21 protein-coding genes are annotated in these 26,893 nt (G+C 63.7%); 9 read left to right on the top strand and 12 right to left on the bottom strand.

Annotated elements, in window-relative coordinates; translation table 11 throughout:
• Positions 1-48: 48 nt before the first annotated feature.
• The 7 genes from E4O92_RS13690 to E4O92_RS13660 form a co-directional block, all read right to left on the bottom strand.
• A complete protein-coding gene (locus E4O92_RS13690; RefSeq protein ID WP_135190311.1) occupies positions 49-993 on the bottom strand; it encodes a hypothetical protein in 945 nt (314 codons plus the stop codon).
• On the bottom strand, positions 993-3,656 hold the full coding sequence (gene mutS / locus E4O92_RS13685) for a DNA mismatch repair protein MutS (protein WP_135190310.1): 2,664 nt from the start codon (positions 3,654-3,656) through the stop codon (positions 993-995). Before mutS ends, E4O92_RS13690 begins: the two co-directional genes overlap by 1 nt.
• Positions 3,657-3,890: 234 nt before the next feature.
• A complete protein-coding gene (locus E4O92_RS13680; RefSeq protein WP_135190309.1) occupies positions 3,891-4,385 on the bottom strand; it encodes a T6SS effector amidase Tae4 family protein in 495 nt (164 codons plus the stop codon).
• The gene (locus tag E4O92_RS13675) at positions 4,382-4,861 is read right to left on the bottom strand and encodes a Rap1a/Tai family immunity protein (protein ID WP_135190308.1); all 480 of its coding nucleotides are present in this window, start codon (positions 4,859-4,861) and stop codon (positions 4,382-4,384) included. Before E4O92_RS13675 ends, E4O92_RS13680 begins: the two co-directional genes overlap by 4 nt.
• A 100-nt stretch (positions 4,862-4,961) precedes the next feature.
• On the bottom strand, positions 4,962-5,438 hold the full coding sequence (locus E4O92_RS13670; protein ID WP_135190307.1) for a T6SS effector amidase Tae4 family protein: 477 nt from the start codon (positions 5,436-5,438) through the stop codon (positions 4,962-4,964).
• Positions 5,435-5,815, bottom strand: a complete 381-nt coding sequence (locus E4O92_RS13665; protein ID WP_135190306.1) for a Rap1a/Tai family immunity protein — start codon at positions 5,813-5,815, stop codon at positions 5,435-5,437. Before E4O92_RS13665 ends, E4O92_RS13670 begins: the two co-directional genes overlap by 4 nt.
• Entirely contained in the window at positions 5,815-6,303 is a 489-nt protein-coding gene (locus E4O92_RS13660) for an Hcp family type VI secretion system effector (RefSeq protein WP_135190305.1), read from the bottom strand. The genes E4O92_RS13665 and E4O92_RS13660 overlap by 1 nt, the downstream gene beginning before the upstream one ends.
• Positions 6,304-6,549: 246 nt before the next feature.
• Between E4O92_RS13660 and E4O92_RS13655 the strand changes: the two genes are divergently transcribed.
• Positions 6,550-6,945 (top strand): hypothetical protein, encoded by a 396-nt coding sequence (locus tag E4O92_RS13655; protein ID WP_135190304.1) that lies wholly within the window; start codon positions 6,550-6,552, stop codon positions 6,943-6,945.
• A 35-nt stretch (positions 6,946-6,980) separates the two neighbouring features.
• Here E4O92_RS13655 and E4O92_RS13650 read toward each other — a convergent pair whose 3' ends face one another.
• The 4 genes from E4O92_RS13650 to E4O92_RS13635 form a co-directional block, all read right to left on the bottom strand.
• Complete coding sequence (locus E4O92_RS13650) at positions 6,981-7,475, bottom strand: DUF29 domain-containing protein (RefSeq protein ID WP_167759787.1); 495 nt, start codon at positions 7,473-7,475, stop codon at positions 6,981-6,983.
• 1 nt (position 7,476) lies between these two features.
• On the bottom strand, positions 7,477-7,953 hold the full coding sequence (locus E4O92_RS13645; protein ID WP_167759786.1) for a DUF29 domain-containing protein: 477 nt from the start codon (positions 7,951-7,953) through the stop codon (positions 7,477-7,479).
• A 74-nt stretch (positions 7,954-8,027) separates the two neighbouring features.
• Positions 8,028-10,598 carry a cyanophycin synthetase gene (gene cphA / locus E4O92_RS13640; RefSeq protein WP_135190301.1) on the bottom strand — a complete coding sequence of 857 codons (2,571 nt, stop codon included), beginning with the start codon at positions 10,596-10,598 and terminating at the stop codon, positions 8,028-8,030.
• Between the two features lie 91 nt (positions 10,599-10,689).
• Positions 10,690-12,864: a cyanophycin synthetase gene (locus E4O92_RS13635; protein ID WP_135190300.1), complete on the bottom strand. Its 2,175-nt coding sequence runs from the start codon at positions 12,862-12,864 to the stop codon at positions 10,690-10,692.
• 337 nt (positions 12,865-13,201) lie between these two features.
• Here E4O92_RS13635 and E4O92_RS13630 point away from each other — a divergent pair, with 337 nt between their 5' ends.
• The 3 genes from E4O92_RS13630 to E4O92_RS13620 all read left to right on the top strand — a co-directional run bounded on the left by E4O92_RS13630 (position 13,202) and on the right by E4O92_RS13620 (position 17,182).
• The gene (locus E4O92_RS13630) at positions 13,202-15,487 is read left to right on the top strand and encodes a cyanophycin metabolism-associated ABC transporter (protein WP_135190299.1); all 2,286 of its coding nucleotides are present in this window, start codon (positions 13,202-13,204) and stop codon (positions 15,485-15,487) included.
• Positions 15,488-15,490: 3 nt separating this feature from the next.
• The gene (locus E4O92_RS13625; protein WP_135190298.1) at positions 15,491-15,961 is read left to right on the top strand and encodes a cyanophycin metabolism-associated DUF1854 family protein; all 471 of its coding nucleotides are present in this window, start codon (positions 15,491-15,493) and stop codon (positions 15,959-15,961) included.
• 153 nt (positions 15,962-16,114) lie between these two features.
• The gene (locus tag E4O92_RS13620; RefSeq protein WP_135190297.1) at positions 16,115-17,182 is read left to right on the top strand and encodes an SDR family oxidoreductase; all 1,068 of its coding nucleotides are present in this window, start codon (positions 16,115-16,117) and stop codon (positions 17,180-17,182) included.
• A 71-nt stretch (positions 17,183-17,253) separates the two neighbouring features.
• On the opposite strand, the gene E4O92_RS13615 is transcribed toward E4O92_RS13620, so the two are convergent.
• The gene (locus tag E4O92_RS13615) at positions 17,254-19,845 is read right to left on the bottom strand and encodes a M4 family metallopeptidase (RefSeq protein WP_135190296.1); all 2,592 of its coding nucleotides are present in this window, start codon (positions 19,843-19,845) and stop codon (positions 17,254-17,256) included.
• Positions 19,846-20,124: 279 nt separating this feature from the next.
• Here E4O92_RS13615 and E4O92_RS13610 point away from each other — a divergent pair, with 279 nt between their 5' ends.
• The 5 genes from E4O92_RS13610 (at position 20,125) to E4O92_RS13590 (ending at position 26,854) form a co-directional block, all read left to right on the top strand.
• Positions 20,125-20,514, top strand: coding sequence for a VOC family protein (locus tag E4O92_RS13610; protein ID WP_135190295.1), 390 nt, complete (start codon positions 20,125-20,127; stop codon positions 20,512-20,514).
• 211 nt (positions 20,515-20,725) lie between these two features.
• The gene (locus E4O92_RS13605; protein ID WP_135190294.1) at positions 20,726-24,199 is read left to right on the top strand and encodes a response regulator; all 3,474 of its coding nucleotides are present in this window, start codon (positions 20,726-20,728) and stop codon (positions 24,197-24,199) included.
• Complete coding sequence (locus E4O92_RS13600) at positions 24,172-25,026, top strand: CheR family methyltransferase (protein ID WP_135190293.1); 855 nt, start codon at positions 24,172-24,174, stop codon at positions 25,024-25,026. The genes E4O92_RS13605 and E4O92_RS13600 overlap by 28 nt, the downstream gene beginning before the upstream one ends.
• Positions 25,023-25,628, top strand: coding sequence for a chemotaxis protein CheB (locus E4O92_RS13595; protein WP_135190292.1), 606 nt, complete (start codon positions 25,023-25,025; stop codon positions 25,626-25,628). The genes E4O92_RS13600 and E4O92_RS13595 overlap by 4 nt, the downstream gene beginning before the upstream one ends.
• Complete coding sequence (locus tag E4O92_RS13590) at positions 25,625-26,854, top strand: hybrid sensor histidine kinase/response regulator (protein ID WP_135190291.1); 1,230 nt, start codon at positions 25,625-25,627, stop codon at positions 26,852-26,854. The genes E4O92_RS13595 and E4O92_RS13590 overlap by 4 nt, the downstream gene beginning before the upstream one ends.
• The last annotated feature ends 39 nt before the right edge of the window (positions 26,855-26,893 follow it).

Genomic DNA, 26,893 nt, shown 5'->3' with positions numbered 1-26,893 from the left:
ACCGCGTGCGCACAGGTGCGCACCCTACGGTGGTCCGCTCGCGGCGACTTAGTCTGTTGCCTCTTTAAGCGTAAACATCGCCTTCGCATCCGGATCGACGCTGATCTCGAACGCGTTCGCGCCCACCGTCAGGTGGCCGAGGTTGCCACGCCATTCGATCGCCGGCCGCGCTCCCTTGGGCAGCGCCGCGCTGTCGACCAGCAGCACCTTCCCAGAAAACTTCTGCGCCAGCGCCAGCACCTGCCGGCGCGGTTCGGCAAAGCCGTCGTGTCCCGCCGCCGAGCGCCCCAGCAGCGCGCGCAGGCCGGTCGGTTCCGAAAAGGGCTTCAGGTCGCCTTCCGAAAACAGCACCAGCGCGTCGACCTTGTCGCGCTTGGCGATCGCAAACAGCCGGTGCAGCCAGAAACGGTTGGCCACCAGCCGGTCTTCATATTCGCTGTTGCGCCCCGCCGCCTGCAGGTAGTGGTTGTTGTTGGCTGGGAGGTTCAGGGTCGCATACAGCACCTTGCCCACTTCCCAGTGCGCGTTTTCCGCATAGCTGCGAAAGCGCGGGCTCATCGACTGGCGGGTCAGCGGCAGCTTCTTGCTGCCTAACGACGCCGGTTCGCCATAAAACAGTTCGCGCAGGCGGTTCAGGCGCTCGATCGCGTTCGAACGGCCCGCCGAGTTCTTGCACTCGGTCCAGTCGCTCCCGGCCGGGGCCACGATCATCGGCTTCTTCGCCTCGGCGATCAGGTCGCGCCGCTTCAAATACAGCTTGTCCGTGCAGCTCTCCTGCGTACCCTTGATACCGGTGACCACCACGAAAGCGAGCTGATTCTCGCCGGTGTCCTGGATCGCCTGTTTGAGCTGGGCCTCGCCGCCGCCGGCAAAGCTGTGGCCGATGATGCCGAAGCGGTACACGTTGTCCTGCTTGCCGGCGGCGCCAGCGCACAGTGGCGCGGCCGCGAGGACAAGCGCGGCAGCGAAGGCGGGCAGGCGCGCGGGGCCCATCACGCCGCCAGGCGCTTCAGTTCGTAGAGGCGCTCGAGCGCCTCGCGTGGGGTGAGCGCATCCGGATCGATCGAGGACAGCAGATCGAGCAGCGCCGACGGCTCGGTGGTGGCGGCAACCGGCTCGGGCGCGTCGTCGCTTTCGACGCTCGGCGCCGCGAACAGGTCGAGCTGCGGCGTGGCGTCCAGCGCCTGCGATTCCAGCCGCGCCAGGTGGCGGCGCGCGGCCTTGATCACCCCCGGCGGCACGCCGGCCAGCTGCGCCACCTGCAACCCGTAACTTTGCGAGGCCGGACCGTCCTGCACCGCGTGCAGGAACACGATCGAATCCTTGTGCTCGACCGCCGACAGGTGCACGTTGACCGCGCTCGGGTGGTTTTCGGGCAGTTGGGTCAGCTCGAAGTAGTGGGTCGCGAACAGCGTGAAGCTCTTCGAGGTATCGATCAGGTGGCGTGCAATCGCCCACGCCAGCGCCAGGCCGTCGAAGGTCGAGGTGCCGCGGCCGACTTCGTCCATCAGCACCAGCGACTGCTCGGTGGCGCCGTTCAGGATCGCGGCCGATTCGGTCATCTCCACCATGAAGGTCGAGCGGCCGTTGGCCAGGTCGTCCGAGGCGCCGATGCGGGTGAAGATGCGGTCGATCGGGCCGATCGTGGCGGAGGTGGCCGGCACGTAGCTGCCAACGTAGGCGAGCAGGGTGATCAGCGCCACCTGGCGCATGAACGTGGATTTACCTCCCATGTTGGGGCCGGTGATCAGGAGCAGCCGCCGCTCGTTCGACAGCTTGCAGTCATTGGCGATGAAGCGCTCGATCTGGTTCTCGACCACGGGATGGCGGCCTTCGTCGATGGCCAGGCACGGATCGCCAACAAGCTGCGGCGCGCACCAGTTGTGCTGCACCGCGTGCGTGGTGAGCGCCACCAGCGTGTCGATCTGGGCCAGGCCTCGCGCGATTGTCTGCAGGCAGGCGATGTGCGGCGCAAGGTCGGCCAGCAGCTGATCGTACAGTAGCTTTTCTCGCGCCAGCGCCTTGTCCTGCGCCGACAGCGCCTTGTCCTCGAACGCCTTCAGTTCGGGCGTGATGTAGCGCTCGCAGTTCTTCAGCGTCTGGCGGCGGCGATAGTCATCGGGCACCTTGTCGGCCTGGCCGTTGGTGACCTCGATATAAAAGCCGTGCACCTTGTTGAACTCCACGCGCAGGTTGGCGATGCCGGTGCGCGCCCGCTCGCGGGCTTCCAGGTCGACCAGGAACTGGCCGGCGTTCTCCGACAGCGCGCGCAGTTCGTCGAGCTCGGCGTCGAAGCCGCGTGCGAACACCCCACCGTCGCGCACCATCGCGGCCGGTTCTTCGGCCACCGCGCGCACCAGCAGGTCCAGGCAGGCGTCGGGCGTGGCCAGGTCGTCGTGAATCTCGCGCAGCAGGCAGGTATCGCCGGGAACGAAGCAGCGCGCGACCTGCCGGGTTAGGCTGGGCAGCTGCTTGAGACCGTCGCGCAGGCTGGCCAGGTCGCGCGGACGCGCCGACAGCAGCGCGATGCGGGTCGTGATGCGCTCGATGTCCGGCACCTGGGCCAGCGTTGCCGACAACTGGCCGGTGGCGTCGAACTCGGCCAGCGCGGCGATCGCCTCGTGGCGCGCGCGCGCCACCGCCTGGTCGCGGCGCGGATGGTGCAGCCAGTGGCGCAGCAGGCGCGAGCCCATCGCGGTGCGGCAGTGGTCGAGCAGCGAGAACAGCGTCGGCGATTCGAGCCCGCGGATGGTCTCGGTCAGTTCGAGGTTACGGCGGGTGGCCGGGTCAAGCCCGATGAATTCATTTTCGCTTTCCACGGCCACGCTCTTCACGTGCTGCAGGCCGCGACCCTGGGTCGACTGCGCGTAGCGCAAGAGCGCGCCGGCTGCGCCGAACGCGGCGCCCAGGCCGTCCGCGCCAAAGCCCGACAGGGTGGCCACGCCGAGCTGGTCGAGCAGCGACTTGTGGCCCTTGATCACGTCAAAGTGCCACTCCGGCACGTGCTGGGTGTGGCTGGTGGCGTAATCCTCGAACAGGTCATGGTCGCAATCGGCGCGCAGGACCTCGGCCGGCGCGATCCGTTCCAGCTCCTGCGCCAGGCGCGCGGCCACGGAACGCGCCTCGCCCGAGAACTCGGTGAGCCTGAGCGCGCCGCTGGCCAGCGACAGCCAGGCCAGGCCGCAGGTGACCACCTTGCGCTGGGTGAGCGTGCACACGGCCAGCAGCGGGCGTTCGGCTTTTTCGGGGAGCAGGTCGGCATCGGTCAGGGTGCCGGGGGTGACCACCCGCACTACCTTGCGCTCGACGGGTCCCTTGCTGGTGGCCGGGTCGCCGATCTGCTCGGCGATCGCGCACGACTCGCCCATCTTGACCAGTTTGGCGAGGTAGGGGTCAAGCGAGTGGAATGGCACGCCAGCCATCTTGATCGGTTCGCCGTTCGAGCTGCCGCGCGCCGTCAGCGTAATGCCCAGGATGCGCGCCGCCTTTTCCGCGTCCTCGAAGAACAGCTCGTAGAAGTCGCCCATGCGGTAGAACACCAACATGGTCGGATACTCTGCCTTAATGCTGAGATATTGCACCATCATGGGCGTATGCTTTTCGGTGGCGCTGTTCTTTGCCGCGGCGGCGTTGATTTCGTTCGGGACGGTGGTCATTTCTTGTGCGTTCGATAAGGCCGGGCCGTGCGCGGCCAGGGCCGCCATTTTACCGCGATCGGGCACAGCCGCGAATCGCTGAGCAACCAGGCACAAGCATGACCAGTGGTGACGGTAGCCCAGTTGGTAGAGGCGAGGATTGTGATTCCTGTTGTCGTGGGTTCGCACCGCTGCGCGTGCCAAGCCTTTCTGCGCGAGAACGGGCTGGTCGGGCTGGTGTCCCTGGCACTCGATTTAATGAAGCTCCCAGAACCACACCTCGCGCGACGACCAGTAGCAGCCGGTCGCAGTGCCGTCGATTTCGTTCCCGCAGCGCAGGTACCGGCCCCACCGGTCCACCGACACGATGGCGATGTGCCCTTGTGGATTGTTGTCACCATAGATACTGAAGAACGAGACAATCCCGTGCCGCGATCCGATCTTGGCCTCCGCGTCCTCGCCGCTCGTGAACTTTTCTGGCTGGCCCAACTGGAGCACCAGCCAGTGGCTGAGCTTTCGCTGCATGGTCTCGATCGCGCGGCCCTTGTACTTCCCTCCCTTGATCGGCCACACGCCGGGATTGGGCAAGCCTGCGCCGAGCAGGGCCAGGCTGAGCCGGATCGCGCAGGTGTTGTAGAAGTTGGGATCCGGGACCAGCTCCGGGCGGCCGATAAAGTGGAACAGTTCATCGCGCCCAACGCTGTCCGTGTCCAGGAAGTGCTTCCTGAGCAGTGCGAACGGGATTTTCATCCGGTCCTCCGCTGGCCCGTCGAGCAGGGCCACTTGGCGCGCCAGACCTCAACGATCAGGTCGGCCGCATTGCGCTTGAGCTGCGCGTCGGACATGCGCTGCAGGCTGCTGCGCGCGTCCGCCTCCAGTTCGTGCGGCTTGGGGTGGTATTTGTCGCTCCAGCACCAGTCCTTGCCCTCGGTCGCGTCGTGCACGGCCTGGATGTACCCGTGGACGAATTCGCCGTTCGTCATGTCGAAGTATTCGGCCGCCGCCGCTCGGCTGCGGATCGGATGGTCGGGCGTCCAGTTGACGGTCGCCGGGTCGACATTTCCCAGTAGCTTGACCAGGCGGGCCCCGGTCATCCACGGCGCGACGCTGGCATGCTGCGCAGCAGTTGGCAACGCGAGCATAGCGCCGAGCAATATGATCACCGCGCGCATCACACCACCCGACTGGCTGAAAGATCCCACCTTGAGGTATGCATCGATCGCCATATTTCCTCCGTGATTGGTGTCAGGCCATTTTCTGTCCGGCGGCTGATGCCAGCTAGCTCTGGCCGGCTAGTTCAGCGGCCAGAAACTCGTGCTGGTCGTTTCAATGCAGCTCCCAGAACCACACCTCGACTGAGTCCCAGTAGCAGGAGCTATTGCATTGCAATTGTGGCCAGTCTTCCACTGAGACCAGGTTGATGTGCCCCTGATGGCTCGTCGGTCCGTGTATCTGGAAGAAGGATATGATCCCGCGTCGCCATGCGATGGTGTTGTGCACATCGGCGCCGCTTCGGTATTTCTCGGGCTTGCCGATCTCATGCACCAGAAAGTCGGACAGCACGCGCTGGCTTGGCTCGAGCTGGCGACCTTTGAACTTCCCGGTCTTGATCCACAATCGCGGTCGGGCAGTCCTGATATACATCCCAGCCGCGATCAGTGCGAGGCTCATCCGGATCGCGCACGTGTTCTGCCACTCAACATCGATAGCAAGTTCTAGATGCCCAATCGCCTCATGTACTTGCGACGACATAACGTCGCGCCCAAGGTGGTTAGCCTTCAGCACCGCAAATAAGGGCTTCATTTTTCTCTCCCACGGTCGGCGCACGGCCACCTCTTGCGCCAGATTTCGACAATCAACTCAGAGGCGTTTCGCTTTAGCTGAGTGGGCGGCATCTGGCGCAGCCAGTACGCCACATCGCTCTGTAGCGCCTCCCGCCCTGGCCGGTAGCGCGCGCTGTAGCACCATGATTTCCCTTCCGACAGGTCATGCACGCCATCGATATACAAGCGCGCGCGCTCGGAATCCATGTCTTGCTCAGGTGAGCGAGCGCCAGGTAGCGATGCGTAGGTAATTAGTCGCAGCAATTGCTCGCCAGTCATCCACGGCGCCTGACTGGCCGGCTGCGCAGATACGGCTCCAGTGAGCGCTACCGCAGCAAAGTAGCTGATGTGCTTCATCACACCACTCGATTGGACGCAAGATCCCACCCGCCAACCGTACTGCCACCGGCGCCGCCCGTGATGCGCTGTTGGGTGTAGGTCCACTTCACTTTCGAGAACTTCAGCCCGATGTTGTCCGTCATCCCACCGCCGGCCACGCCCTGGGCAACGTGTGACACCAGCACATTCTCGAGCTCTACCTCGTAATACTTGACCCGCTTGCCGTCGCCATCCGCACGGTAGAACTCGAACTTGGCCTTCGGGATCGTCTTGCCCATCGCGCAGTGCTGGGCCAGGATTGGTGAAGCCAGATCAGCAAGTTTGTGGAAGGTGACATCCGAGAGTTCGGCACGGCCAGCAGTGTGGCCGCCGCTGGTCGACGTCGTCGTGCTCTTCGGTTGCTTGATGTCCCAGTTGACCGATTCGCACTCGATCCAGCCCTTGTGCGTGTCATCGGCCGATTCGCCCTTGATTTCCCCGAGCTTCAGGTATGCATCGATGGCCATATTTCCTCCGTGGTTGGTATCAGGCAATTTTCACGGAGTTGCACTTGCTAAAACTTGTTTACCGTCAACCGAAGGGGCGTTGCAGGTCAAACAAAAAGTCTGGAGTGCGCGTTCTGTGCGCACGGTGCGCACAAGTTGCCCCTTATCGATGTGATATTTTGCTATTTTTCACAGCTAATTTTCCATATACTGCCGACGCAGCTCAGAGAAAAAACTAAGACTAACGACGTCTCATACGTGCGAAGCTTGAAAAAAATCCTCTTTGCGATTGTCTTCATTGCTGTCTTGGCATTTCTGCTCGCGGTTTCTTCAGGACGATTTGTGCCAGACGCAATCGAGGGTAACCAGGCGAAAAATCTGGTGAAGGCAATTGCACCGCTTGCAGCTGCTGAAGACCAAAGCGTGTACTGGGGCGCCGGCTTCACTGCATTTCACATTGAAGTGTTCGGCGTATTGGACCCCCAAGTCCAGGACCGCATACTCCGGCAGTTGAAGGCGGAGATTGCCAGGATGGGACTGCAAAAGCGCGTTAAAGTGCAGTTCTATCGGCACATGGAGCTTCGAGAGGTCGCCAGACAAGGGTCATGGACTAAGCGAGAGGTAATCAAATCCGATTTGCTGCGAGAAGTAATCTTGCCCTGAACGCTTGCGGATCCGCACTCTGTGCAATCGTATGCCTAGCCTGAACCTGGCTGCGCCGGAACAAAATCCGGATCAATCAATTCGGCCGTCGAAAACGGATTGGACTTGGGAAAGGTTGCGAACGGCAGTCTGGCTTCCCATGCCGCCAGCGGCACCGCGCTGCGGTAACTTTTGTCCACATATTCCGACACATAATTCGCCAGGCAAGGGCTTTGGGCGATCAGTTCGGCGATGCGTTCGCGCTGCGCATCCAGATTATCGAGCCAGGCTTGATGCGGCGGCCCCGGGTGGTATTTGCACTTGAGTAGTTCCACGCACACGCTACGTAGCCGTTCGCCCAGTTCCAGATGCTCGCTTTTCGCCAGACGCTCGACCTCCTGCGCCAGATTGTCCACGTCCAGCAATTCGAATCGGCGTGCGCGCAGCAGCATTGCCTGGGTGCGCAGCCAGAGCGCCAGGTCGTCGGTGCGACCGGGCAGGGGGAAGGGAACGTTGGCCGCCGTGCCAATGCCGGCCTGGGTTGCCTTCATGTCACGGAATGTGATCCGGATCGAGCAGTTGCGCTTCCGTGAATGGGTTGGTGGCGGGGAAGGTGGAGGAAGGGAGTCCCGTTTCCTGCGCCGCTTTCTTGACTGCGTTCCGGTATGCGTGCTCGGCATATCCGGCGATATGGCGCGCCATGCTGGGACTGTCTTCGATCAGTAGGCCAAGTCGGCTGCGCTGCTCGCCAAGCGTGCCGAGCCAATTATTGGACGGGTGGCCGGGTTGAAACCTCAGTTTCAACAGATGGATGAGCACGACTTCCAGGCGGTTGCGTAACTCGCGGTGTTCAGCTCTTGCCATGCCTTCCACCTCTTCCGCAAGATTGTCGAAGTCAAGCAGATCAAACTTCCGTTCGCGCAGCAATGTAGCCTGAGCGCGCAGCCACAGGTCGAAATCCTGATCGTATCCGGGGAGCTTGGTCTCCCCATTTGCAAGCGAAGCGAAGCCATGTTCAAGATGGTTCATAGACGCCTCCATCAGCTGCAAATGAGCTTAGCAGCGTGCGGCGCCCGGGGCAAGCGCCGCATCTTGATGGGTTTCTATGCCTCTGCCACGCGCTGGGCGATGTGCGCCAGCGCCTCGTCGACTTGGTCGATCAGGATCAGCGCCAGGTCGCCTGGCTGCAGGCGTGCGAGCGCCTTGTCGATCGCCACGAACTCGCCATTGATCTCGTCGATATGGCTGGTGCGGGGCGCGTCCTGCAGGCCCCGGCGCAGGAGCCCGATCACCTCGCCGTCGGCGCGCCCGCGCTGGCAGGCGTCCTGGTAGAGCAGCACGTCGTCGAACGCCGTGCCCAGGATTTCGGTCTGTTGGGTGATGTCCTGGTCGCGCCGGTCGCCGGCGCCGCTGATCACCACTGAACGGCGATTGGCCGGTATCGATTCCACCGCCTTGACCAGTGCGGAAATCGCGTCCGGGTTGTGGCCGTAGTCGGCGATCACGGTCGCGCCCTTGTAGTCGAACACGTTAAAGCGTCCCGGCGCGTTGTCGCTCTCGCCGCGGAACGACGCCAGGCCGGCGCGGATCGCATCCCACGAGATGCCCACCGCCCACGCCGCGCCCACCGCGGCCATCACGTTCTCGACCTGGAAGCCGATGGCGCCATCGCGGGTGATCGGCACCTCCGACAGCGCTACGCGGTGCTCCTGCTTGCCCTGGCTTGCGACCAGCTGGCCGTCTTCGACGAACACCACGCGCTTGCCCTGCGCGCGGTGCATAGCCAGCACTTCGTTGCAGCCATCCTGGGCGAAGAAGGTCACCTGGCCCGCCGTATTCTCGGCCATTGCCGCCACCATCGGGTCGGCCGCGTTGAGCACCGCCATGCCGGTCGGGGCGACGTTCTGCACGATCACGCGCTTCAATACCGCCAGGTCTTCCAGCGTAGTGATGTAGTTCAGGCCCAGGTGGTCGCCGGCGCCGATGTTGGTCACCACCGCCACCTGGCAGCGGTCGAAGGCCAGGCCCTCGCGCAGCAAGCCGCCGCGCGCGGTTTCGAACACGGCCGCGTCAACGTCCGGGTGTAGCAGCACGTTGCGCGCGCTCTTCGGGCCGCTGCAGTCGCCGCTGTCGATGCGGCGGCCCTGGATGTAGACGCCGTCGGTGTTGGTCATGCCGGTGCGCAGGCCCGATGCGGTCAAGAGGTGCGCGATCAGGCGCACGGTGGTGGTCTTGCCGTTGGTGCCGGTCACCGCCACCACCGGAATGCGGCCGTCGTCGCCGTCGGTGAACATGGACGAGACAATCGCCTCGCCAACGTTGCGCGGCTTGCCGAACGACGGCGACAGGTGCATGCGCAGGCCGGGCGCGGCGTTGACCTCGACGATGCCGCCGCCCTGTTCCTCGATCGGCTTGAGCACGCTGTCGCACACCAGGTCGACGCCGCAGATATCCAGCCCCACCATGTTGGCCGCCGCGATCGCGCGCGCCGCCACTTCCGGGTGCACGTCGTCGGTCACGTCGGTGGCCGAGCCGCCGGTCGACAGGTTGGCGTTGTTGCGCAGGGTGACGCGCTGGCCTTTCGGCGGCACCGAATCGGCGGTGTAGCCTTGCTTGGCCAGGCTGGCGAGCGCGATGTCGTCGAAGCGGATCTTGGTGAGCGAGGTGGCGTGGCCGCTGCCGCGGCGCGGGTCCATGTTCACACGCGCCACCAGTTCGCGCACCGCGGTCACACCGTCGCCGACCACGTACGGCGGATCGCGGCGCGCGGCTGCCACCAGCTTGTTGCCGACGACTAGCAGGCGGTAGTCGTGGCCCGGCAGGTAGCGCTCGACCATGATCTCGTCGCGGAATTCCGACGCGGCATGGTAGCCGGCGGTGAGCTGTTCGCGGGTGGTCACGTTGACGGTCACGCCCTTGCCCTGGTTGCCGTCCTTGGGCTTGATCACGACCGGCAGGCCGATTTCGAGCGCGGCGGCCCAGGCGTCATCCGGATCGTTGACGGTGCGTCCCAGGGGCACCGGCACGCCGGCTGCGTCCAGCAGCTTCTTGGTCAGTTCCTTGTCCTGTGCGATCGATTCGGCGATGGCGCCGGTGGAGTCCATCTCGGCGGCCTGGATGCGGCGCTGGCGGCTGCCCCAGCCGAACATGACCAGGCTGCCCTCGGTCAGGCGCCGGTACGGGATGCCGCGCGCCACCGCGGCCTGCACGATGGAGCCGGTGGAAGGGCCCAGGCGGACATCCTCGTCCAGTGCGCGCAGCCTGGTGATGGCCGCTTCCTGGTCGAACGGGGTGTCGTCCAGCGCGGCCTGGCACAGCTGCTGCGCCAGTTCCAGCGCCAGCCGGCCGACTTCTTCCTCGGTGTACTCGACCACCACCTGGTAGATGCCGCGTTCAATGGTGGCGGTGGTGCGGCTGAAGGTCACCGGGCAGCCGGCCTGGGCCTGCAGGCCGAGCGCGGCCAGTTCCAGCACCTGCGCCATCGGTACAAGGCCATCATGGCCCATCGGCTGCAGCGGATCGAGTTGCGCAAAGCGTGTGCGCAGGCGCGCTTCGAAGCCGGGCAGGTCGCCAATGGATTCCTCGTCGGGCGAGCACGAGACGATCGCTTCCACCGACGTGTGGTGACTCCAGAGGTTGGGGCCGCGCAGGGCCCGCACGCGTGATACTTCCATAAACGGTCAATCCTTAAGCTGTTCTTTTTGTGGCGCGCAATCTTGAGCGCGCATACAAATGGCCCGGCTTCTTGAGCCGGGCCAGGGAATTTCAATGTGTGGTTTTCTTGGGGCTGGCATCGAAGTTGCGCAGCCCCGCGCAGATCAGGTCGGCAGGCACCTCCAGCGCCCATGCGGCGGCCACCGCTGCCAGCAGGCTCTCCGGGTGCTTGCGCGTGGCCGGCTTGATTTTGTCGAGCGCCAGCAGCGGGGTCTCCGCCGCGCCTTCGGCCAGCACCAACTGCTCCTCGCGCAGGAAGGCCACGCGTCCGCCGTCCGCGCGGTGGCTTGCCACCACCTCGTTGTGCTCGTCGCAGGCATAGAAGATCACGCTGCCGTCGCACAGGTCGGCCAGCTCGACCACCGCCGGGTCGGCCGCGTTCAGCACCGCCGCGCCTTCCGGCAGGATCACGTCGACCTGGCCACGGATCACGTTGGCCATCGCGTCTTCGCTCGTGATGTAGTACTCGGCGACCTCCTCGATGCCGCGCATGTCGGTGACCACCCCGACCGTGCAGCGGTCGTAGGCCAGCCCCTCGGTCAGGATCATCTTCGCGTTCGATTCGAACACCGCGGTCTGCACCGTGCGGTTCATCAGCAGGCGCTGGCCGGCTTCGAAGTTCATGCAGTCGCCGGCCTTGACCTGGCGCTGGTCGAGGTACAGGCCCTCGCCGTTGACCACGCCCACGTGCTTGCCGGTCAGGTGCACCAGGCAGCCGACCAGGCGCGCGATCAGGCTGGTGCCGAGCGTGCCGGTGACGCCGACCACCGGGATGCGGCCGGTTTCATCCGGCGCGAACAGGTGCTCGACGATCGCCTTGCCCACGTTGCGCGGGGTGCCGGTGGCCGGCTTGATGTGCGCCAGCAGGCCAGGGCTGGAGTTGACCTCGATGATCGCACCGCGCTGTTCGGCCAACGGGCGGGTGATGTCCTCGCACACCAGGTCGATGCCGGCGATATCCAGGCCCACCACGCGTGCGGCCAGCGCGGCCTGATAGGCGACGTCCGGGTGGACGATGTCGGTCACGTCGTCGGCCACGTTGCCGTTCAGCTGAATCAGCACTTTTTGGCCACGCTGGGGTACCGACTCCGGGCTCAAGCCCTGACGCTTCAGGTCGAGTACGATCTCGTCGTCTTGCACCTTTACCGGGTTGAGCGGGAATTCTTCGGTCGGCCCGCGGCGCGGGTCGGTGTTGATCTGGCTGTCGCACAGTTCGATCACGGTCGATTCGCCGTCGCCCGTCACCCACAGCGATTCGCCGCGTGCGGCTGCCACCACTTGCCGGCCCACGACCAGCAGGCGATGTTCGTTGCCCGGGACGAAGCGCTCGACCAGCACAGTATCGCTGTCGCCTTCCTCGGACGCGATGCGGTAGGCTTCGGCGACGTCAAGCTCGGTCATGAGATTGAGCGACACGCCCCGGCCGTGGTTGCCGTCGCACGGTTTGATCGCGACCGGCAGGCCGATGTCCTGCGCTTCTTCCCATGCCTGCGCCGCGCTGCGCACCACGCTGCCCTCGGGCACCGGCACGCCGCACGACTTGAGCAGCGACTTGGTCAGGTCCTTGTCGCTGGCGATGCCTTCGCCGATCGCGCTGGTGCGGTCGGTCTCGGCGGTCCAGATGCGGCGCTGCGCGGCGCCATGGCCGAACTGCACCAGGTTGCCCTCGGTGAGGCGGATCGACGGGATGCGGCGTTCGGTGGCGGCATCGACGATGTGGCCGGTCGACGGGCCCAGGCAGCGGCGGTCGACCACGTCGGTCAGGGCAGTCACGGCCGCCTTGACGTCGAAGGGGGTATCGTTGATCGCCGCCAGCAGCAGCGCGCGCCCGGCTTCCAGCGCGGCGCGGCCGGCGTTTTCCTCGCGCGTGCGAAACGCCATCTTGTAGATGCCACGTTCCGGGGTGGAGCGGGTCTTGCCGAAACCGGTCTTCATGCCGGCCAGGTTCTGCAGCTCGAGCACCACGTGCTCGAGGATATGGCCGGCCCAGGTGCCATCGCGCAGGCGCTCGAGGAAGCCGCCGCGCTCGCCCACGCCGCAGCGGTGTTCGATCAGCCCCGGCAGCCAGGCGGTCAGCCGTTCATACAGGCCGGGAAGGGTGTTGGAGGGGTAGTCTTCCAGCTCGCCGATGTCGAGCCAGGCTTCGATGACAGGGCGGTAGGTCCAGATGTTTGGGCCACGCAGGTGGGTCACACGGAGAACGGTGATGTCTTGCTTTTTTATCATGTAAAAAATGTCTGTGCCACGGCGTATCTTGCGCTCACCTTGTGGCGTTACCTATGTTACTGCCTTGTCCGCTACAGTATCCGAACCCGGGTGTTATGCAGCGCACATCATGTATACTTGCCGGCGCGAAGCTTACCGCGCCGCACCAATTTGTGCCAGTCTCGCCTCGGCGGTCCGAACCGCCGAATGATTTCCAGATGTAACTGGGCTTCCCAAAGCGCTCTTCCGCTGGCAGCGTCTTTTTCAACAATTCCGACGCGGTGAGTCAACCTGAGGCGCACTTCCCGAATTAATACAGAACTCGAAACAGAAAGCCTGCAACGGGCGGCAACACACAATGACAACTCAACAACTTATTCACCCATCGTCGCCGGCGCTGGTTAATAGTTTCTTACCAGACAACTGGCTCGCGGCGGTGGAAAATAAGCTTGCGCCGGGGGAAAACGTTTTAAGTAGCGTTGAGGTTGACCTCGACGCTAAATTACGTTTCACGAAGGGGTTGGTGGTGGTCACCAACCTGCGTTTGCTGGCGTGCGCGCCGGGCCAAAGCGAGTGGCGCGAGTGGCCGTACCGAGCCGGCCTGCAACTGCGCCACCATGACCACGCGGGGGTCGGCCACCTCGAACTGATCGATAGCGAAGGCCTGCTGGCGGCCTGGCGCTTCACCCTCGGCCAAAACCTGCAGGCCATCCGCGTGGCCGACCAGTTCCGCGACCAGGTTCAAAGTCATATCACGGGCCAGCCGGTCCTGCCCCCCGATCAACAAACCTGCCCGAGCTGCAAGGCACCGCTCGAAGCGGACCAGGAAGAGTGCCCGATCTGCACCAAGGTGCTGCACACCCCTCCGTCGACCTGGACCTTGCTCCGCCTGTGGCGCTTCGCCAGGCCATACCAGTGGCAGTTGCTGGTCGGCTTCTTGCTGATGCTGGCGTCGACCGCCGCTCACATGATCCCGCCGTACCTGACCATGCCGCTGATGGACAACGTCCTGATTCCGTATCAGAACGGCAAGACCATCGACAACTCGCTGGTCTTCCTTTACATGGGCGGGCTGTTCGCATCGGCGCTGCTGGCCTGGGCGCTGGGCTGGGCCAAGACATATATATTGGCGCTGATTTCCGAGCGGATGGGCGCCGACATGCGGACCGCGACCTACGAGCACCTGCTGCGGCTGTCGTTGGAATTTTTTGGTGGTAAGCGTACCGGCGACCTGATGGCGCGCATCGGCAGCGGATCGGATCGCATCTGCGTGTTCCTGTCGCTGCACCTGCTCGACTTTTTGTCCGACGTGCTCATGATCATCATGACCGGCGTGATCCTGCTCTCGATTAACGCCAAGCTGGCGCTGATGACCCTGGTGCCGCTGCCGTTCATCGCCTGGATGATCCACCTCGTGCGCGACCGCCTGCGCACCGGTTTCGAGAAGATCGACCGCGTCTGGGGCGAGGTGACCAACGTGCTGGCCGACACGATTCCCGGCATCCGCGTGGTCAAGGCCTTCGCCCAGGAAAAGCGCGAGGCGATGCGTTTTCACGAAGCCAACAAGCACAACCTGGCCGTCAACGACAGGCTGAACAAGGTGTGGTCGCTGTTCTCGCCCACCGTGTCGCTGCTGACCGAGCTGGGCCTGCTGGTGATCTGGTGCTTCGGCATCTGGCAGGTGGCGCAAGGCGAAATCACGGTCGGCACGCTGTCGGCCTTCATCGCCTACAGCGGCCGGTTTTACGTGCGGCTCGACTCGATGAGCCGCATCGTGTCGGTCACGCAAAAGTCGGCCTCGGCGGCCAAGCGCATCTTCGACATCCTCGACCACGTGTCGAGCGTGCCGGACCCGGTGGCACCGGCCAAGCTCCCCAAGGTGCAAGGCAACATCGAACTGCGCGAAGTGGGCTTCCGTTACGGCAACCGCGCGGTCAACCGCGGCATCTCGCTGCAAATCAAGGCTGGCGAAATGGTTGGCCTGGTCGGCCACAGCGGCTCGGGCAAGAGCACGCTGGTCAACCTGATTTGCCGCTTCTACGACGTGGCCGAAGGTGCGATCCTGCTCGATGGCAAGGATATCCGCACCTTCGCCGTGGCCGACTATCGCAGGAACATCGGTCTGGTGTTGCAGGAACCTTTCCTGTTCTTCGGCACCATTGCCGAGAACATCGCCTACGGCAAGCCGAACGCCACGCGCGAGGAAATCATCGCCGCGGCACGCGCCGCGCACGCGCACGAGTTCATCCTGCGCCTGCCGCAGGGCTACGACTCGATGGTCGGCGAGCGCGGCCAGGGACTGTCGGGCGGCGAGCGCCAGCGCATCTCGATCGCCCGTGCGCTCCTGATCGACCCGCCGATCCTGATCCTGGACGAAGCGACCTCGTCGGTCGACTCGGAAACCGAAAAGGAAATCCAGAAGGCACTGGACAACCTGGTGCAGGGCCGCACCACGATCGCGATCGCGCACCGCCTGTCGACACTGCACCGCGCCGACCGGCTGGTCGTGCTCGACCGCGGCGTGGTGGTGGAAGAGGGCACGCACGACGAACTGATGGCGCGCGAAGGCGCCTATCACCGGCTCTACGAAGCGCAGGCGCGCAACGTGGACCAGGACCCGGACGACGGCAGCAAGGAACAATAAGACATGGCAACTACATCATTCCAACTGCGCCGCGACAGCTTCGGCAAGCTGGTGCTCACAAATGCCGAGGGCGAGCAATTCGTCGGCGTGGCGCCGGTGCGCTCGTTCCCGATCCAGGCGCCGGACAAGGGTATTTCGCTGGTGCGCGAAGGCGGCAAGGAAGTCGCCTGGATCGACGATCTGGCCGAAGCGCCGGCCGCGATCCGCGCGCTGATTGTGGAAGAACTGGAAGGGCGCGAGTTCATTCCCGAGATCTTGCGCATCGAGAAGGTGTCGAGCATTGCCACGCCCTGCACCTGGTACGTGCAAACCGACCGCGGCGAGACCGAGTTCGTGCTCAAGGTGGACGAGGACATCCGGCGCGTGGGCGAGGCGTCGCTGTTGGTGGCGGACAGCCATGGCATTCATTTCCTGGTGCGGGATATGTACCGGATCGACAGGCACAGCAGGAAAATTCTTGATCGGTTTCTCTGACGCGATGTAGCAGCACGTCGCTCCCGCGACGGCGGGGGCCCATACTGAGCCGGTGTAGCACGCGGCAGTCCACTGAGCCCGCTGCAGGCCGCCGCCGCTTTTCGTGATGTGATAGCGTGACTGCTTCGAGCAGACCACGAGCGGAGGCACATCATGCGAAGAACCGCACTGGTAGTCGGCGCCACCGGCATTGGCGGCCGGCACGTCGCGCAGGAACTGTTGAATAACGACTGGACTGTCTACGGTCTTGCGCGCCACCCGCAGATCGACATCGGCGGATTGCGCCCGGTGCAGGCCGACCTGCTCGATCCGCAAGACCTGGCCGAGGCCTTGGTCGATGTCACCCCGACCCACGTATTCATTACCACCTGGATGCGCTGCGATACCGAGGCCGAGAACATTCGCGTCAACTCGGCCATGGTGCGCAACCTGCTCGACGCGCTCGCGCCGAAGCAGTCGGTGCGCCATGTGGCCCTGGTCACTGGCCTGAAGCATTACCTGGGCCCGTTCGAATCCTATGCCAGCGGCGGCATGCTGCCCGAAACACCACTGCGCGAATCGCAGCCGAGGCTGCCGATCGAGAATTTTTATTATGCGCAGGAGGACGAGGTGTTCCGCGCCGCCGAGCGCGACCGCTTTACCTGGACCATCCACCGTCCGCATACGATCATCGGCATGGCGGTCGGCAACGCGATGAATCTGGGGGCGACGTTGGCCGTCTATGCGTCGATTTGCAAGGAAACCGGGCGCCCGTTCCAGTTTCCGGGTTCGCAAGCGCAGTGGGAAGGCCTGTCTGACGTGACCGATGCGCGCATCCTGGCCAAACAACTGGTCTGGGCGGCCGACACCGATGCCGCGCGCAATGAGGCATTTAATATCGTCAACGGCGACGTGTTCCGCTGGCGCTGGCTGTGGCGCGAGATCGCCGACTGGTTCGGCGTGAAGGCGGCCGGCTTTGCCGGCACCATCATGCCGCTCGAGCAGATCCTCGCCAACGACCGCGAGTTGTGGCGCGACATTGCGCAGCGGCACCAGTTGGTCGAACCGGACCTCGACCGCCTGGCCTCGCCCTGGCACACCGACCTGGACCTGGGCCGGCCCATCGAAGTGTCGGCCAACATGGCGCGCAGCCGCAAGCTCGGCTTTTGCGGCTACCAGGCGACCGACGATTCTTTCTTCGACCTGTTCGCCGCATTGCGACATGTACGACTGATTCCTTGAATGCGGGCCGCATAAAAGGCCAACCTGACCGCAGCCGATCTTGCTGTGGACAGGTGGCCTTTTTGCAGCGCTTAGAGATACTTGAGAGCGATGGTGTACGGTCTATTCACATATTGCGGAGACCACGTATTAATCAAGAGGTAGATAGTCTGGCTGGAGCCGGTTGTGTTCTGGTAGCTTCCGGTAATTCGAGTATTCGCCCCGTCGCTGATCATGTCCGGCCCGATTTGGGACTGATTAGCGTCATAAAAGTTCAGAACCCACTTGGTGGGCATCCAGGTTCCGAGAAAATCGAGCGACAAGGTCTTACCGGCAGGTACGGTCAGACGGAAGTAATTACGATTCAATACCATGACCGCACCCTTGATGCCAGTCTTGGTCGCATCGATTGCGTCGGCGGTGGCGAACGAATTGTTGGTCCCCGATGCGGTGTGAATCGTCGCGGCGTTTGGTGGTGCGGTTACATACCAGACTGGAATTCCGTTCGGGCTATTGATCACCATGTTCAAGTCATCCTGAACAGCCAGGAAAGCGCCGGGCGAACTGTAGGTGCCTGAATCCCATAAAGAGTTGCTACCCACACCTTTTTCGTAGATGACCAGGTTACCATCCGACTGCATTATCGCAAAGCTGCCGGGATGGTTATAGGTTCCGCTATGCCACAAGGGGTAATTGTCGCTCGCCCGGTACAGAACCAGATTGCCGTCTGTCTGCATGTTCAGGTAGGACTGCCCGTTGCAGGAGTAGATCTTATCGCCGCCTGCCAGTTCGCGGCCGCTGTCAAGCTTTCCGCAACTTGCTGCGCTCCAGGCATTCCCCACGTTAATGCCATGGAATGCGTTCCAGACCGCTTTCTCTTCGCGCGAACCGGACCCCCACAAATCGATGGCAGCGGAGATTGCGGCCTGGCGCGCGGCGACGTAGTCGCTGGCCGGGCTCATGTACGTGGTCAGAGCCCGGTACCAGATGATAGCCGCGGCATCATTGCCGATGCCGGTCATCCCGCTGGGAAGGTATAGGGTCGACGTGTTGCCGGAGGTGGTCGCACCCTGGCTGAGAAAATAGAAGGCCCGGTTCATTGGACCACTCGAGTAGTGCGGGTCCAAGTCGCCCAGGTGCAGCGACCAGGCGTCTGCACTGCGTCCATCCAGGCTCGGCTTGTACATGTAACGGAGTGGACTACTTCTCACGCCTTCGCCGATGGTCCAGTTACCCCCGGTATTGGGGATCGAGTAGTTACCGTTGCCACGCTTGTGGAACTCTGTCATCGTGGCAAAGATATCCGAAGTGGCTTCGTTCAGTCCGCCGGGTTCGCCCCAGTAAATGAGCTTGGCGGATTTTGACGTTAATCCATGTGTCAATTCATGCGCCGTGATGTCGAGCGTGGTCAAATTCTTGTAGCCATAGGTGTCGTTGCCGTCGCCAAAGCGCATGCAGTAGCAATCGTCTTCCCAATACGCATTCACGCCCATCGAATCCGGGAGTGCCAACAATGGATCGTGGGCAACGGCATAGGTCGAGGTGCCAAGACCGTCGAGGCCGTTGCGATTCATGACCATTTTTAGCATGTCCCAGGTAGCGGCGAAGCCGTACGCAATGTCGACAGCGGCCGTCTGTCTCGTTGCCGGTGAGGTAGTGACTCCTTCGATGTAATTCTGGCCATCGCCCCACGTGTTGGTCGCGTTTTGGAAGATTTGACTGATGGCGTGAGTTTCGCCGCCATAATCGAGCACTACGTTGTTGTTGAATTTGCCCCCGGTGCCGCGCGTCAGGTCGCGCATCTCATAGCCGGTCGGTACGCTGTTAGTCCACACGTAGACGGTGCCGCTGTACAACGAATTGCCGGTCGCGATGGCGGCCGTGGTTTGGAGGCTGTTCCATTGCGTCAGGACGTCACCGGATAGGGCGTCCACCATCACGTCGACCGACCGCGCGCCGTCGTACTTGTTGCGGATCTTGAGTTGGACGTGGTGAGCCAGCGCGTACCGGACGACGCGGGTTTCGACCATCTCGGCGTTGATTTCCTTACTGCCCGTGAAGCGGTCCAGGATCACTTTTTCGGTAATTGGATAAATCACCAGTTCGCTTTGTGGTGCGATCGGACGGGGGCCTTGAACAGCGGCAGCGGTCAAGGCAATTTCGATAGCTTGCTCTTTGGAAAAGCGCGGCCTTACGTCCAGATCGATATCACGTTTAAGAACGTTGGTATGGCGGCGGAATGCCAACTGTGGGTCGAGGTGGGTGATAATGGTGCCGCCCCAGACCTTCACGCCGCGATAGAGTTGCTGGAAGCGCGTGTGCGTTTGACCAAATTTGTCTACATGAGAATTGATTTCCTCAAAGTCGGCAAATTCGTCAAGGCCTAGGGCAGCCCGGTTCGCGAAGAGGTGATCGCGGGCGACCTTAAACCGGCTCTCTTTTTCGGCATGCACCCGCTGCAGCACATCCTGAGCGGCTGGCGCGATTTGCGCAAAGGCCGGCGCACCTGCCAACATCAACGGGATCAGCAAAAAGACATGTTTTTTGAATGATCTGGCGATTGTTGTTAATGTTGTTTTCATATTCACCTTGAAAGTAGTTGGATAAACCCCGGGTGACATCGAGCGGCCATTGTTAAAACGAGGCGCGGCCAGGGTGGCATCTTCGCTTGCAACAATTTTCATAAATCAACGAGCCGCGAACCCAATATACAGAGCGCGCGTTTGTGTAATCTCTCGAATTGTCACATTTTAAAAAGTTTTTTTTCGCAATTTGCATTTTTGGATGGATTCCATGCTGGTTGCATAATTCGATACCGGCATCCTCGCTTTTGCGCTAACCTCTTTGGTTGAACTGGAATTCGATAAGCACTTACTCCAAAAGCATCATCACCATCTATTTTCAAGGTTGCCGATGAAGGAGCTGACGCTGGTGGTCTAACGCTAGACTGGAGGGCTTGCAGGATGAGTATTCAACTCGATCACTTCATTGTTTCGTCGCATGACCGCGTCGCATCGGCCAGGTTGCTGGCGCACCTGCTTCGGGTGCCGTGGTCAGAAACGGTCTTCGGTATCTTTTCGGCCGTCTACCTCAACGACGGCCTGACGCTCGACTTTATCCAGACCGACGACGCGTTCCCGGTCGAGCATTTCTGTTTTCGCGTCGATGCCGACGAGTTTGACGCGATCCTGGAACGCATCAAGGCCGCCGGGATCCCCTACCGTAGCAAGGTGCGCGGGCCGGTGGACATGCAGGTCGACACCGAGCGTGGCGGCAAGGGCATTTACTGGAACGAGCCGGACGGGCACCAGTGGGAGATGCTCACCGTGAGCTACGCGCGGCAGGCGTCTTAATCGTCACGGTTTGACGGAGGCGTCGGGTGCGCACCTGTGCGCACGCTGTACGTTCGCGTGCTGTTGGCTCGTGCATGCACACGTACCGCGTGCGCACGGGTGCGCACCCTACGCGTATGTATGGGCAGCCATGCATCACGCACACGCTCCCGTGCGCTCCCAATTTCCCACTCGCATTACACTTAGGATATTTTTTTTGAGGAAAGTGCGCATGACCGGCACACCTACCGACAATTCCGAATTCCGCCGTATCCTGAGCCGCAACGTCACGCTGCCGCTGGCGATGAGCGTCCTCTCCGCGGTCGTGTTCGTGGCGATCGTCGCTTACCTGATCAACGTGTTGACCTGGGTCGAGCGCACGCAGCGGGTGATCGCCTCGGCAAACGAGGTGAGCAGGCTGTCGGCCGAGATGGAAAGCGGCATGCGCGGCTACGTGATCTCGGGTGACGAGAGTTTTCTCGAACCTTACCTGCTGGCCGAGCCGCGCGTCGAGGCCGAACTGCAGTCGCTTCTCAAGCTGGTCGATGGCAGCGAGGTGCAGGTGGACCGCGTGCGCCGGATCGACATCGCGCTAAAGCAGTGGCAGCAGTTCGCCGCCGAGATGATCGCGCGCCGCCGCCAGAACGATGTGAACGTCGTCGAACAAATCAGGGGCGGCCGCGGCAAGATCCAGGCCGACGAGATGCGGCGCCAGTTCTCCGACTTTCGCGCCCTGGAAAATGGCTTGCTCGCCGAGCGCAGCGCCCAGGCGCACAGCGTCACCACCTGGTCGGTCGCATCGTTCCTGCTGCTGAGCCTTGGCATCGGCGGCCTGCTGGCCATGTCCGGCCGGCGCGAGACGATGCGCCTGTCAACCCTGTACGCCGAGACGCTCGAGCACGAGAGCCAGCATAATGCCGACCTGCGCCACCAGGCCTGGCTGCGCACCGGACAGAACCTGCTTTCCGAGCGCATGGCGGGCATCCATTCGCTGGAACCGCTGGCGCAGCAGGTGCTGGCGCAAGTGACGCGCTACCTGGACGGCGTGGTCGCGGCGATGTATTTCCGCAGCGACGATGGTGTGCTCACCCGGATCGGGGCCTACGGCTTTGCGCACGAAACGGCGCTGCACGCCAAGACGGTGCAGCCGGGCGAATCACTGGCCGAGCAGGCCGCCAACGACAGCCGGATTATCGTGCTGCGCGAGCTGCCGGACGGGTACATCAAGGTCGGATCAGCCCTGGGCGAGGCGGCGCCGCGCGAGCTGCTGATTGCACCGATCGTCAACCATGGCAAGATCAAGGGCGTGATCGAGATCGGCTTCCTGCACCCGGTGGGCGAGCGCGAGACCGAATTCATGAACCTGGTCAGCTCCACGGTGGGCGCGGCGGTCGCCGCCGTGGTTTACCGCCAGCGCTTGCAGACGACGCTGGAGGAAGCGCAGGCGCTCAACGAGGAGCTGCAGGTGCAGCAGGAGGAGCTGCGCACCGCCAACGAGGAGCTGGCGGAGCAGTCGCGCGCGCTGGAGCAGTCGCAGAGCGCGCTGGAGAACCAGCAGGCCGAACTGGAACAGACCAACGACCAGCTGGCCGAGCAGGCTTTGAACCTGGACCTGAAGAACACCGCGTTGCTGGAAGCGCAGGAGCAGTTGCGCGATCGCGCGCTCGAGCTGGAACGCGCGAGCCGCTACAAGTCCGAATTCCTGGCCAATATGTCGCACGAGCTTCGCACGCCGCTTAACAGCTCGCTGATCCTGGCCAAGCTGCTGGCCGATAACGCGGCCGGCAACATGAACGAGGAACAGGTGCAGTACGCCCAGACCATCTACTCGGCCGGCAACGACCTGCTCCAGCTGATCAACGATATCCTCGACATCTCGAAGGTGGAGGCGGGCAAGCTGGAGCTGGCGCTGGAAGAGCTGCCGGTGCAGCGCGTGCTCGACTCGCTGTCACAAACCTTTGAGCCGATGGCGCGCCAGAAGGATCTCGCGTTCGAGGTGACGGTGGCGCCCGGCGTGCCGGACCTGCTGCGCACCGACCGTCAACGCCTGGAGCAGGTGCTCAAGAACCTGCTGTCGAACGCCTTCAAGTTCACCGAACAGGGCAGCGTCACGCTGGCGGTCGGCGTCACGCCCGAGGGCTGGATCCAGTTCGCGGTGCGGGACTCGGGCATCGGCATCGCGCCGGATCAGCAGGATCGCATTTTCGACGCCTTCCACCAGGCCGACGGTACCACCAGCCGGCGCTTCGGCGGCACCGGGCTGGGCCTGTCGATCTCGCGCGACCTGGCCACGCTGTTGGGCGGCACGCTGACCGTGCACAGCATCCCGGGCCAGGGCAGTACGTTCACTCTGAGCCTGCCCGGTAGCGGGGCAGTGAGCGCGGCGCCGCCCCGTCCGGCGCTGTCGCCGGAACCGGCACTGGCACCGCAAACTGCGCCGGCGCCGCAACCGGAGCTGGCTGTGGCCGACCCTGCGCCAGCGCCCGCGTTCGCGGACGACCGCGACGGGTTCAAGCCGGGCCAGCGCGCGGTGCTGGTGATCGAGGACGACACCGGCTTCGCGCGCATCCTGTACGACCTCGCGCACGACCTGGATTACCGGTGCCTGGTGGCGCTGACCGCCGCCGAGGGCCTGGAACTGGCCGCGTCGATGGCGCCGGATGCGATCCTGCTCGACATGCGCCTGCCCGACCGATCCGGCCTGTCCGTGCTGCAGCTCCTGAAAGACAACCCGGCCACGCGCCACATTCCGGTGCATGTGGTGTCCGCCGCGGATAACGGCGGCGAGGCGCTGCACCTGGGAGCGATCGGTTACGCGCTCAAGCCCACCACGCGCGAACAGTTGATGCAGGTGTTCCGCAAGCTGCAGGAAAAATCGACGCAGCAGATCAAGCGTGTGCTGCTGGTGGAGGACGACGAGCGCCAGCGCGAAAGCGTGGTGAAGCTGATCGCCGACGACGACGTCGACATCGCGGCGGTCGGCAGCGGCGAGGAAGCGCTGGCGCTCTTGCGCAGCGAAATCTTCGACTGCATAATCATCGACCTCAAGCTGCCCGACATGCAGGGCAACGAGCTGCTGGAGAAGATGTCGGCCGAGGAGCTGTGCTCGTTCCCGCCGGTGATCGTGTACACCGGCCGCAACCTGACGCGCGACGAGGAAGCGGAGCTGCTAAAGTACTCGCGCTCGATCATCATCAAAGGCGCCCGCTCGCCGGAGCGCCTGCTCGACGAGGTCACGCTGTTCCTGCACAAGGTCGAGTCGCAGCTCTCGTCCGAGCGCCAGAACATGCTCAAGACCGTGCGCGGACGCGACCGCGTGTTCGAGGGCCGAACCGTCCTGCTGGTGGATGACGACGTACGCAACGTGTTTGCGCTGACCAGCGCGCTCGAACAGCGCGGCGCGCAGGTGGAAGTGGGACGCAACGGTTTCGAGGCGCTCGCCAAGCTCGACGAGGTGCCCGGCATCGACCTGGTGCTGATGGACGTGATGATGCCGATGATGGACGGGCTGGAGGCGACGCGCCGGATCCGCAAGGACCCGCGCTTCGAGCGCCTGCCGATCATCGCCATCACCGCCAAGGCGATGAAGGACGACCAGGAGCAGTGCCTGGCCGCCGGCGCCAACGACTACCTGGCCAAACCGATCGACCTGACCAGGCTGTACTCGCTGCTGCGGGTATGGATGCCCAACCTGGAGCGGCTGTGAAGCACAGTCCTGCGGACATCGACATCGAGCTGCGCATGCTCGTGGAAGCGGTGTACCTCAAGTACAACTACGACTTCCGCAACTACACGGGCTCGTCACAGAAGCGCCGCGTGCTGGCTGCGCTGCGCGAGATGCAGTGCGCGACCGTGTCGGCGCTGCAGGAAAAGGTGATGCACGACCCGGGCGCATTCGCGCGCCTGCTGCAGTACCTGACGATTCCCGTGACCGAGATGTTCCGCGATCCAGAGTATTACGCGGCGGTGCGCAGCCAGGTGGTGCCGTTCTTGAAGACGTATCCTTCGCTGAAGATCTGGGTAGCCGGCTGCAGCACCGGCGAGGAAGCCTGGTCGATGGCGATCCTGCTCAAGGAGGAGGGGCTGCTCGAGCGCAGCATCGTCTATGCGACCGACATCAACCCGCAGTCGCTGGAAAGCGCGCGGCGCGGCGTGTTTCCGCTGGACCGGATGCGCCTGTACACCGAGAACTACCAGAAATCCGGCGGCACGCGTGCCTTCTCGGACTACTACACCGCTGCCTACGGCGGCGCGCTGTTCGACCGTGCGCTGATCGAGAACGTGACCTTCGCCGACCACAGCCTGGCGACCGACAGCGTGTTCTCCGAGACCCATTTCGTCAGTTGCCGCAACGTGATGATCTACTTTAACCGCAGCCTGCAAGACCGCGTGCTTGGCCTGTTTTACGATTCGCTGTGCCATCGCGGTTTCCTGGGACTGGGCAGCAAGGAGAGCGTCGACTTTTCCTCGTACGCCGACCGTTTCGAAACGCTGGCCAAGCGCGAGCGCTTGTTTCGCAAGGTGACCAGATGAGCCTTGAACCGGATATCTCGCGCGTGCTGGCCGGCCGGCGCTTCGAGCTGATCGTTATCGGCGGCTCGGCCGGCGGCTTCGATGCGCTGCTCACCTTGCTGCCGGCGCTACCTGCGGGCTTTGGGCTGCCGGCCGTGTGCATCCTGCATGTGCCGGACGGGCGCGACAGCCTGCTGGCGCAGTTGTTTAACGAACGCCTGGCGCTGCCGGTGCGCGAGGCGCGGGACAAGGAACCGATCGAGCCCGGCACGATTTACTTCGCCGGCGCCGGCTACCACCTTTCGATCGAGCAGGACCGCAGCTTTTCGCTCAGCTGCGAACCGCCCGTCCAGTACGCGCGCCCGTCGATCGACGTCTTGCTGGAGTCGGCCGCCGACGCCTACGGAGCGCAACTGGCGGCGGTGCTGTTGTCCGGCGCCAACCACGACGGCGCCGATGGCATGGCCCAGGTGAGGGCGTGCGGGGGGCTCACCGTCGTGCAGGACCCGCGCGAGGCGCAGTCGCCCGTCATGCCGGCGCAGGCGATCCTGCGTCACACGCCCGACCTGGTGCTGCCGCTGGCGCGCATCGCCGCGCTGTTGCCTTTGTTGGAGAAACCATGAACCCGCCAGATCCTAGCAAACTGCTGATCGTCGACGACCTGCCGGAGAACCTGCGCGCGCTCGACGCGCTGCTCCGTAACGACGAACGTATCGTGTTCCAGGCCCGATCCGGCGAGGAGGCGCTGGCGCTGATGCTCGAGCACGAATTCGCGCTCGCGATCCTGGACGTGCAGATGCCGGGCATGGACGGCTTCGAACTGGCCGAGCTGATGCGGGGGGCCTCGCGCACCCGCCACATACCCATCGTGTTCGTGTCCGCCGCCGGCAAGGAACTGAACTACGCGTTCAAGGGCTACGAGACCGGCGCCGTCGACTTTTTGTACAAGCCGCTCGATCCGGACGCGGTGCGCAGCAAGGTCAACGTGTTCGTCGCGCTCGACCAGCAGCGGCGCGAGACGCTGCGCCAGATGGAGGCGGTTGAGCGCGCCCGGCACCAACAGGAAGTGCTGCTGCGCGAGCTGAACGAGACCCAGCAGGAGCTGCAGCGGTCGCTGCGCATGCGCGACGAGTTCATGTCGCTGGTGGCGCACGAGCTGCGCACGCCGCTCAACACGCTGTACCTGGAGACGCAGATGCGCGCCCTGCAGCTAAAGCGCGGCATCCTGCCCACTGCCGATCCCGCCCAGATCGGCGCCATGATCAAGCGCGACGAGCGCCAGATCACGGCGATGATCCGGCTGATCGACGACATGCTCGACGTCTCGCGCATGAAGAGCGGCAAGCTGTCGATCCGGCCCGGCCGGGTCGAGCTTATGAGCCTGCTCGAACGGGTGGTCAGCGACCTGGCGCTGCAGGCCCAGGCCGGCGGCTGCCTGCTTACCCTGGTGCCGCACCCGCCGGTGACCGGCTGGTGGGACGAGTTCCGTATCGAGCAGGTGATCGTCAACCTGCTGACCAACGCGCTGCGCTACGGCGGCGGGCAGCCGGTCGAGGTCAGCGTGCACATCGATACCGGCAAGGTGCGGATCGACGTGCGCGACCACGGACGCGGCATCGCGCCGGAGGACATGGAGCGCATCTTCGAGCCCTACGAGCGCGGCGCGCGCAATGGCGATCCGAAGGGGCTCGGGCTGGGGCTTTACATCTCGCGCCAGCTCGCCGCATCGCACAGCGGCAGCCTGAGTGCGACCAGCACGCCGGGTGCGGGCTCAACCTTCTCGTTGGAGTTGCCGGTGGTGGACGCCGGTATCGAGCCAGCGCCGGCGGAGGCTTGTGCCAGTCGTTAGCGCGGACGCAAACTATGCGCAACCGTACCGCGTGGGCAC

The organism is Massilia horti (assembly GCF_004614195.1).
Classification (GTDB): domain Bacteria; phylum Pseudomonadota; class Gammaproteobacteria; order Burkholderiales; family Burkholderiaceae_D; genus Telluria; species Telluria horti.
This window is presented reverse-complemented; position numbering and strand designations above follow the sequence as displayed.

Bases quoted from the DNA above. Each gene is read 5' to 3' on its own strand.
- cphA (WP_135190301.1), bottom strand. From the start codon at position 10,598: ATGGAAGTATCACGCGTGCGGGCCCTGCGCGGCCCCAACCTCTGGAGT.
- mutS (WP_135190310.1), bottom strand. From the start codon at position 3,656: ATGACCACCGTCCCGAACGAAATCAACGCCGCCGCGGCAAAGAACAGC.
- E4O92_RS13670 (WP_135190307.1), bottom strand. From the start codon at position 5,438: ATGAAGCCCTTATTTGCGGTGCTGAAGGCTAACCACCTTGGGCGCGAC.
- E4O92_RS13665 (WP_135190306.1), bottom strand. From the start codon at position 5,815: ATGAAGCACATCAGCTACTTTGCTGCGGTAGCGCTCACTGGAGCCGTA.
- E4O92_RS13595 (WP_135190292.1), top strand. From the start codon at position 25,023: ATGAGCCTTGAACCGGATATCTCGCGCGTGCTGGCCGGCCGGCGCTTC.
- E4O92_RS13645 (WP_167759786.1), bottom strand. From the start codon at position 7,953: ATGAACCATCTTGAACATGGCTTCGCTTCGCTTGCAAATGGGGAGACC.
- E4O92_RS13660 (WP_135190305.1), bottom strand. From the start codon at position 6,303: ATGGCCATCGATGCATACCTGAAGCTCGGGGAAATCAAGGGCGAATCG.
- E4O92_RS13605 (WP_135190294.1), top strand. From the start codon at position 20,726: ATGACCGGCACACCTACCGACAATTCCGAATTCCGCCGTATCCTGAGC.
- E4O92_RS13625 (WP_135190298.1), top strand. From the start codon at position 15,491: ATGGCAACTACATCATTCCAACTGCGCCGCGACAGCTTCGGCAAGCTG.
- E4O92_RS13650 (WP_167759787.1), bottom strand. From the start codon at position 7,475: ATGAAGGCAACCCAGGCCGGCATTGGCACGGCGGCCAACGTTCCCTTC.
- E4O92_RS13690 (WP_135190311.1), bottom strand. From the start codon at position 993: ATGGGCCCCGCGCGCCTGCCCGCCTTCGCTGCCGCGCTTGTCCTCGCG.
- E4O92_RS13615 (WP_135190296.1), bottom strand. From the start codon at position 19,845: ATGAAAATTGTTGCAAGCGAAGATGCCACCCTGGCCGCGCCTCGTTTT.
- E4O92_RS13675 (WP_135190308.1), bottom strand. From the start codon at position 4,861: ATGGCGATCGATGCATACCTCAAGGTGGGATCTTTCAGCCAGTCGGGT.
- E4O92_RS13680 (WP_135190309.1), bottom strand. From the start codon at position 4,385: ATGAAAATCCCGTTCGCACTGCTCAGGAAGCACTTCCTGGACACGGAC.
- E4O92_RS13610 (WP_135190295.1), top strand. From the start codon at position 20,125: ATGAGTATTCAACTCGATCACTTCATTGTTTCGTCGCATGACCGCGTC.
- E4O92_RS13600 (WP_135190293.1), top strand. From the start codon at position 24,172: ATGGATGCCCAACCTGGAGCGGCTGTGAAGCACAGTCCTGCGGACATC.
- E4O92_RS13590 (WP_135190291.1), top strand. From the start codon at position 25,625: ATGAACCCGCCAGATCCTAGCAAACTGCTGATCGTCGACGACCTGCCG.
- E4O92_RS13635 (WP_135190300.1), bottom strand. From the start codon at position 12,864: ATGATAAAAAAGCAAGACATCACCGTTCTCCGTGTGACCCACCTGCGT.
- E4O92_RS13630 (WP_135190299.1), top strand. From the start codon at position 13,202: ATGACAACTCAACAACTTATTCACCCATCGTCGCCGGCGCTGGTTAAT.
- E4O92_RS13620 (WP_135190297.1), top strand. From the start codon at position 16,115: ATGCGAAGAACCGCACTGGTAGTCGGCGCCACCGGCATTGGCGGCCGG.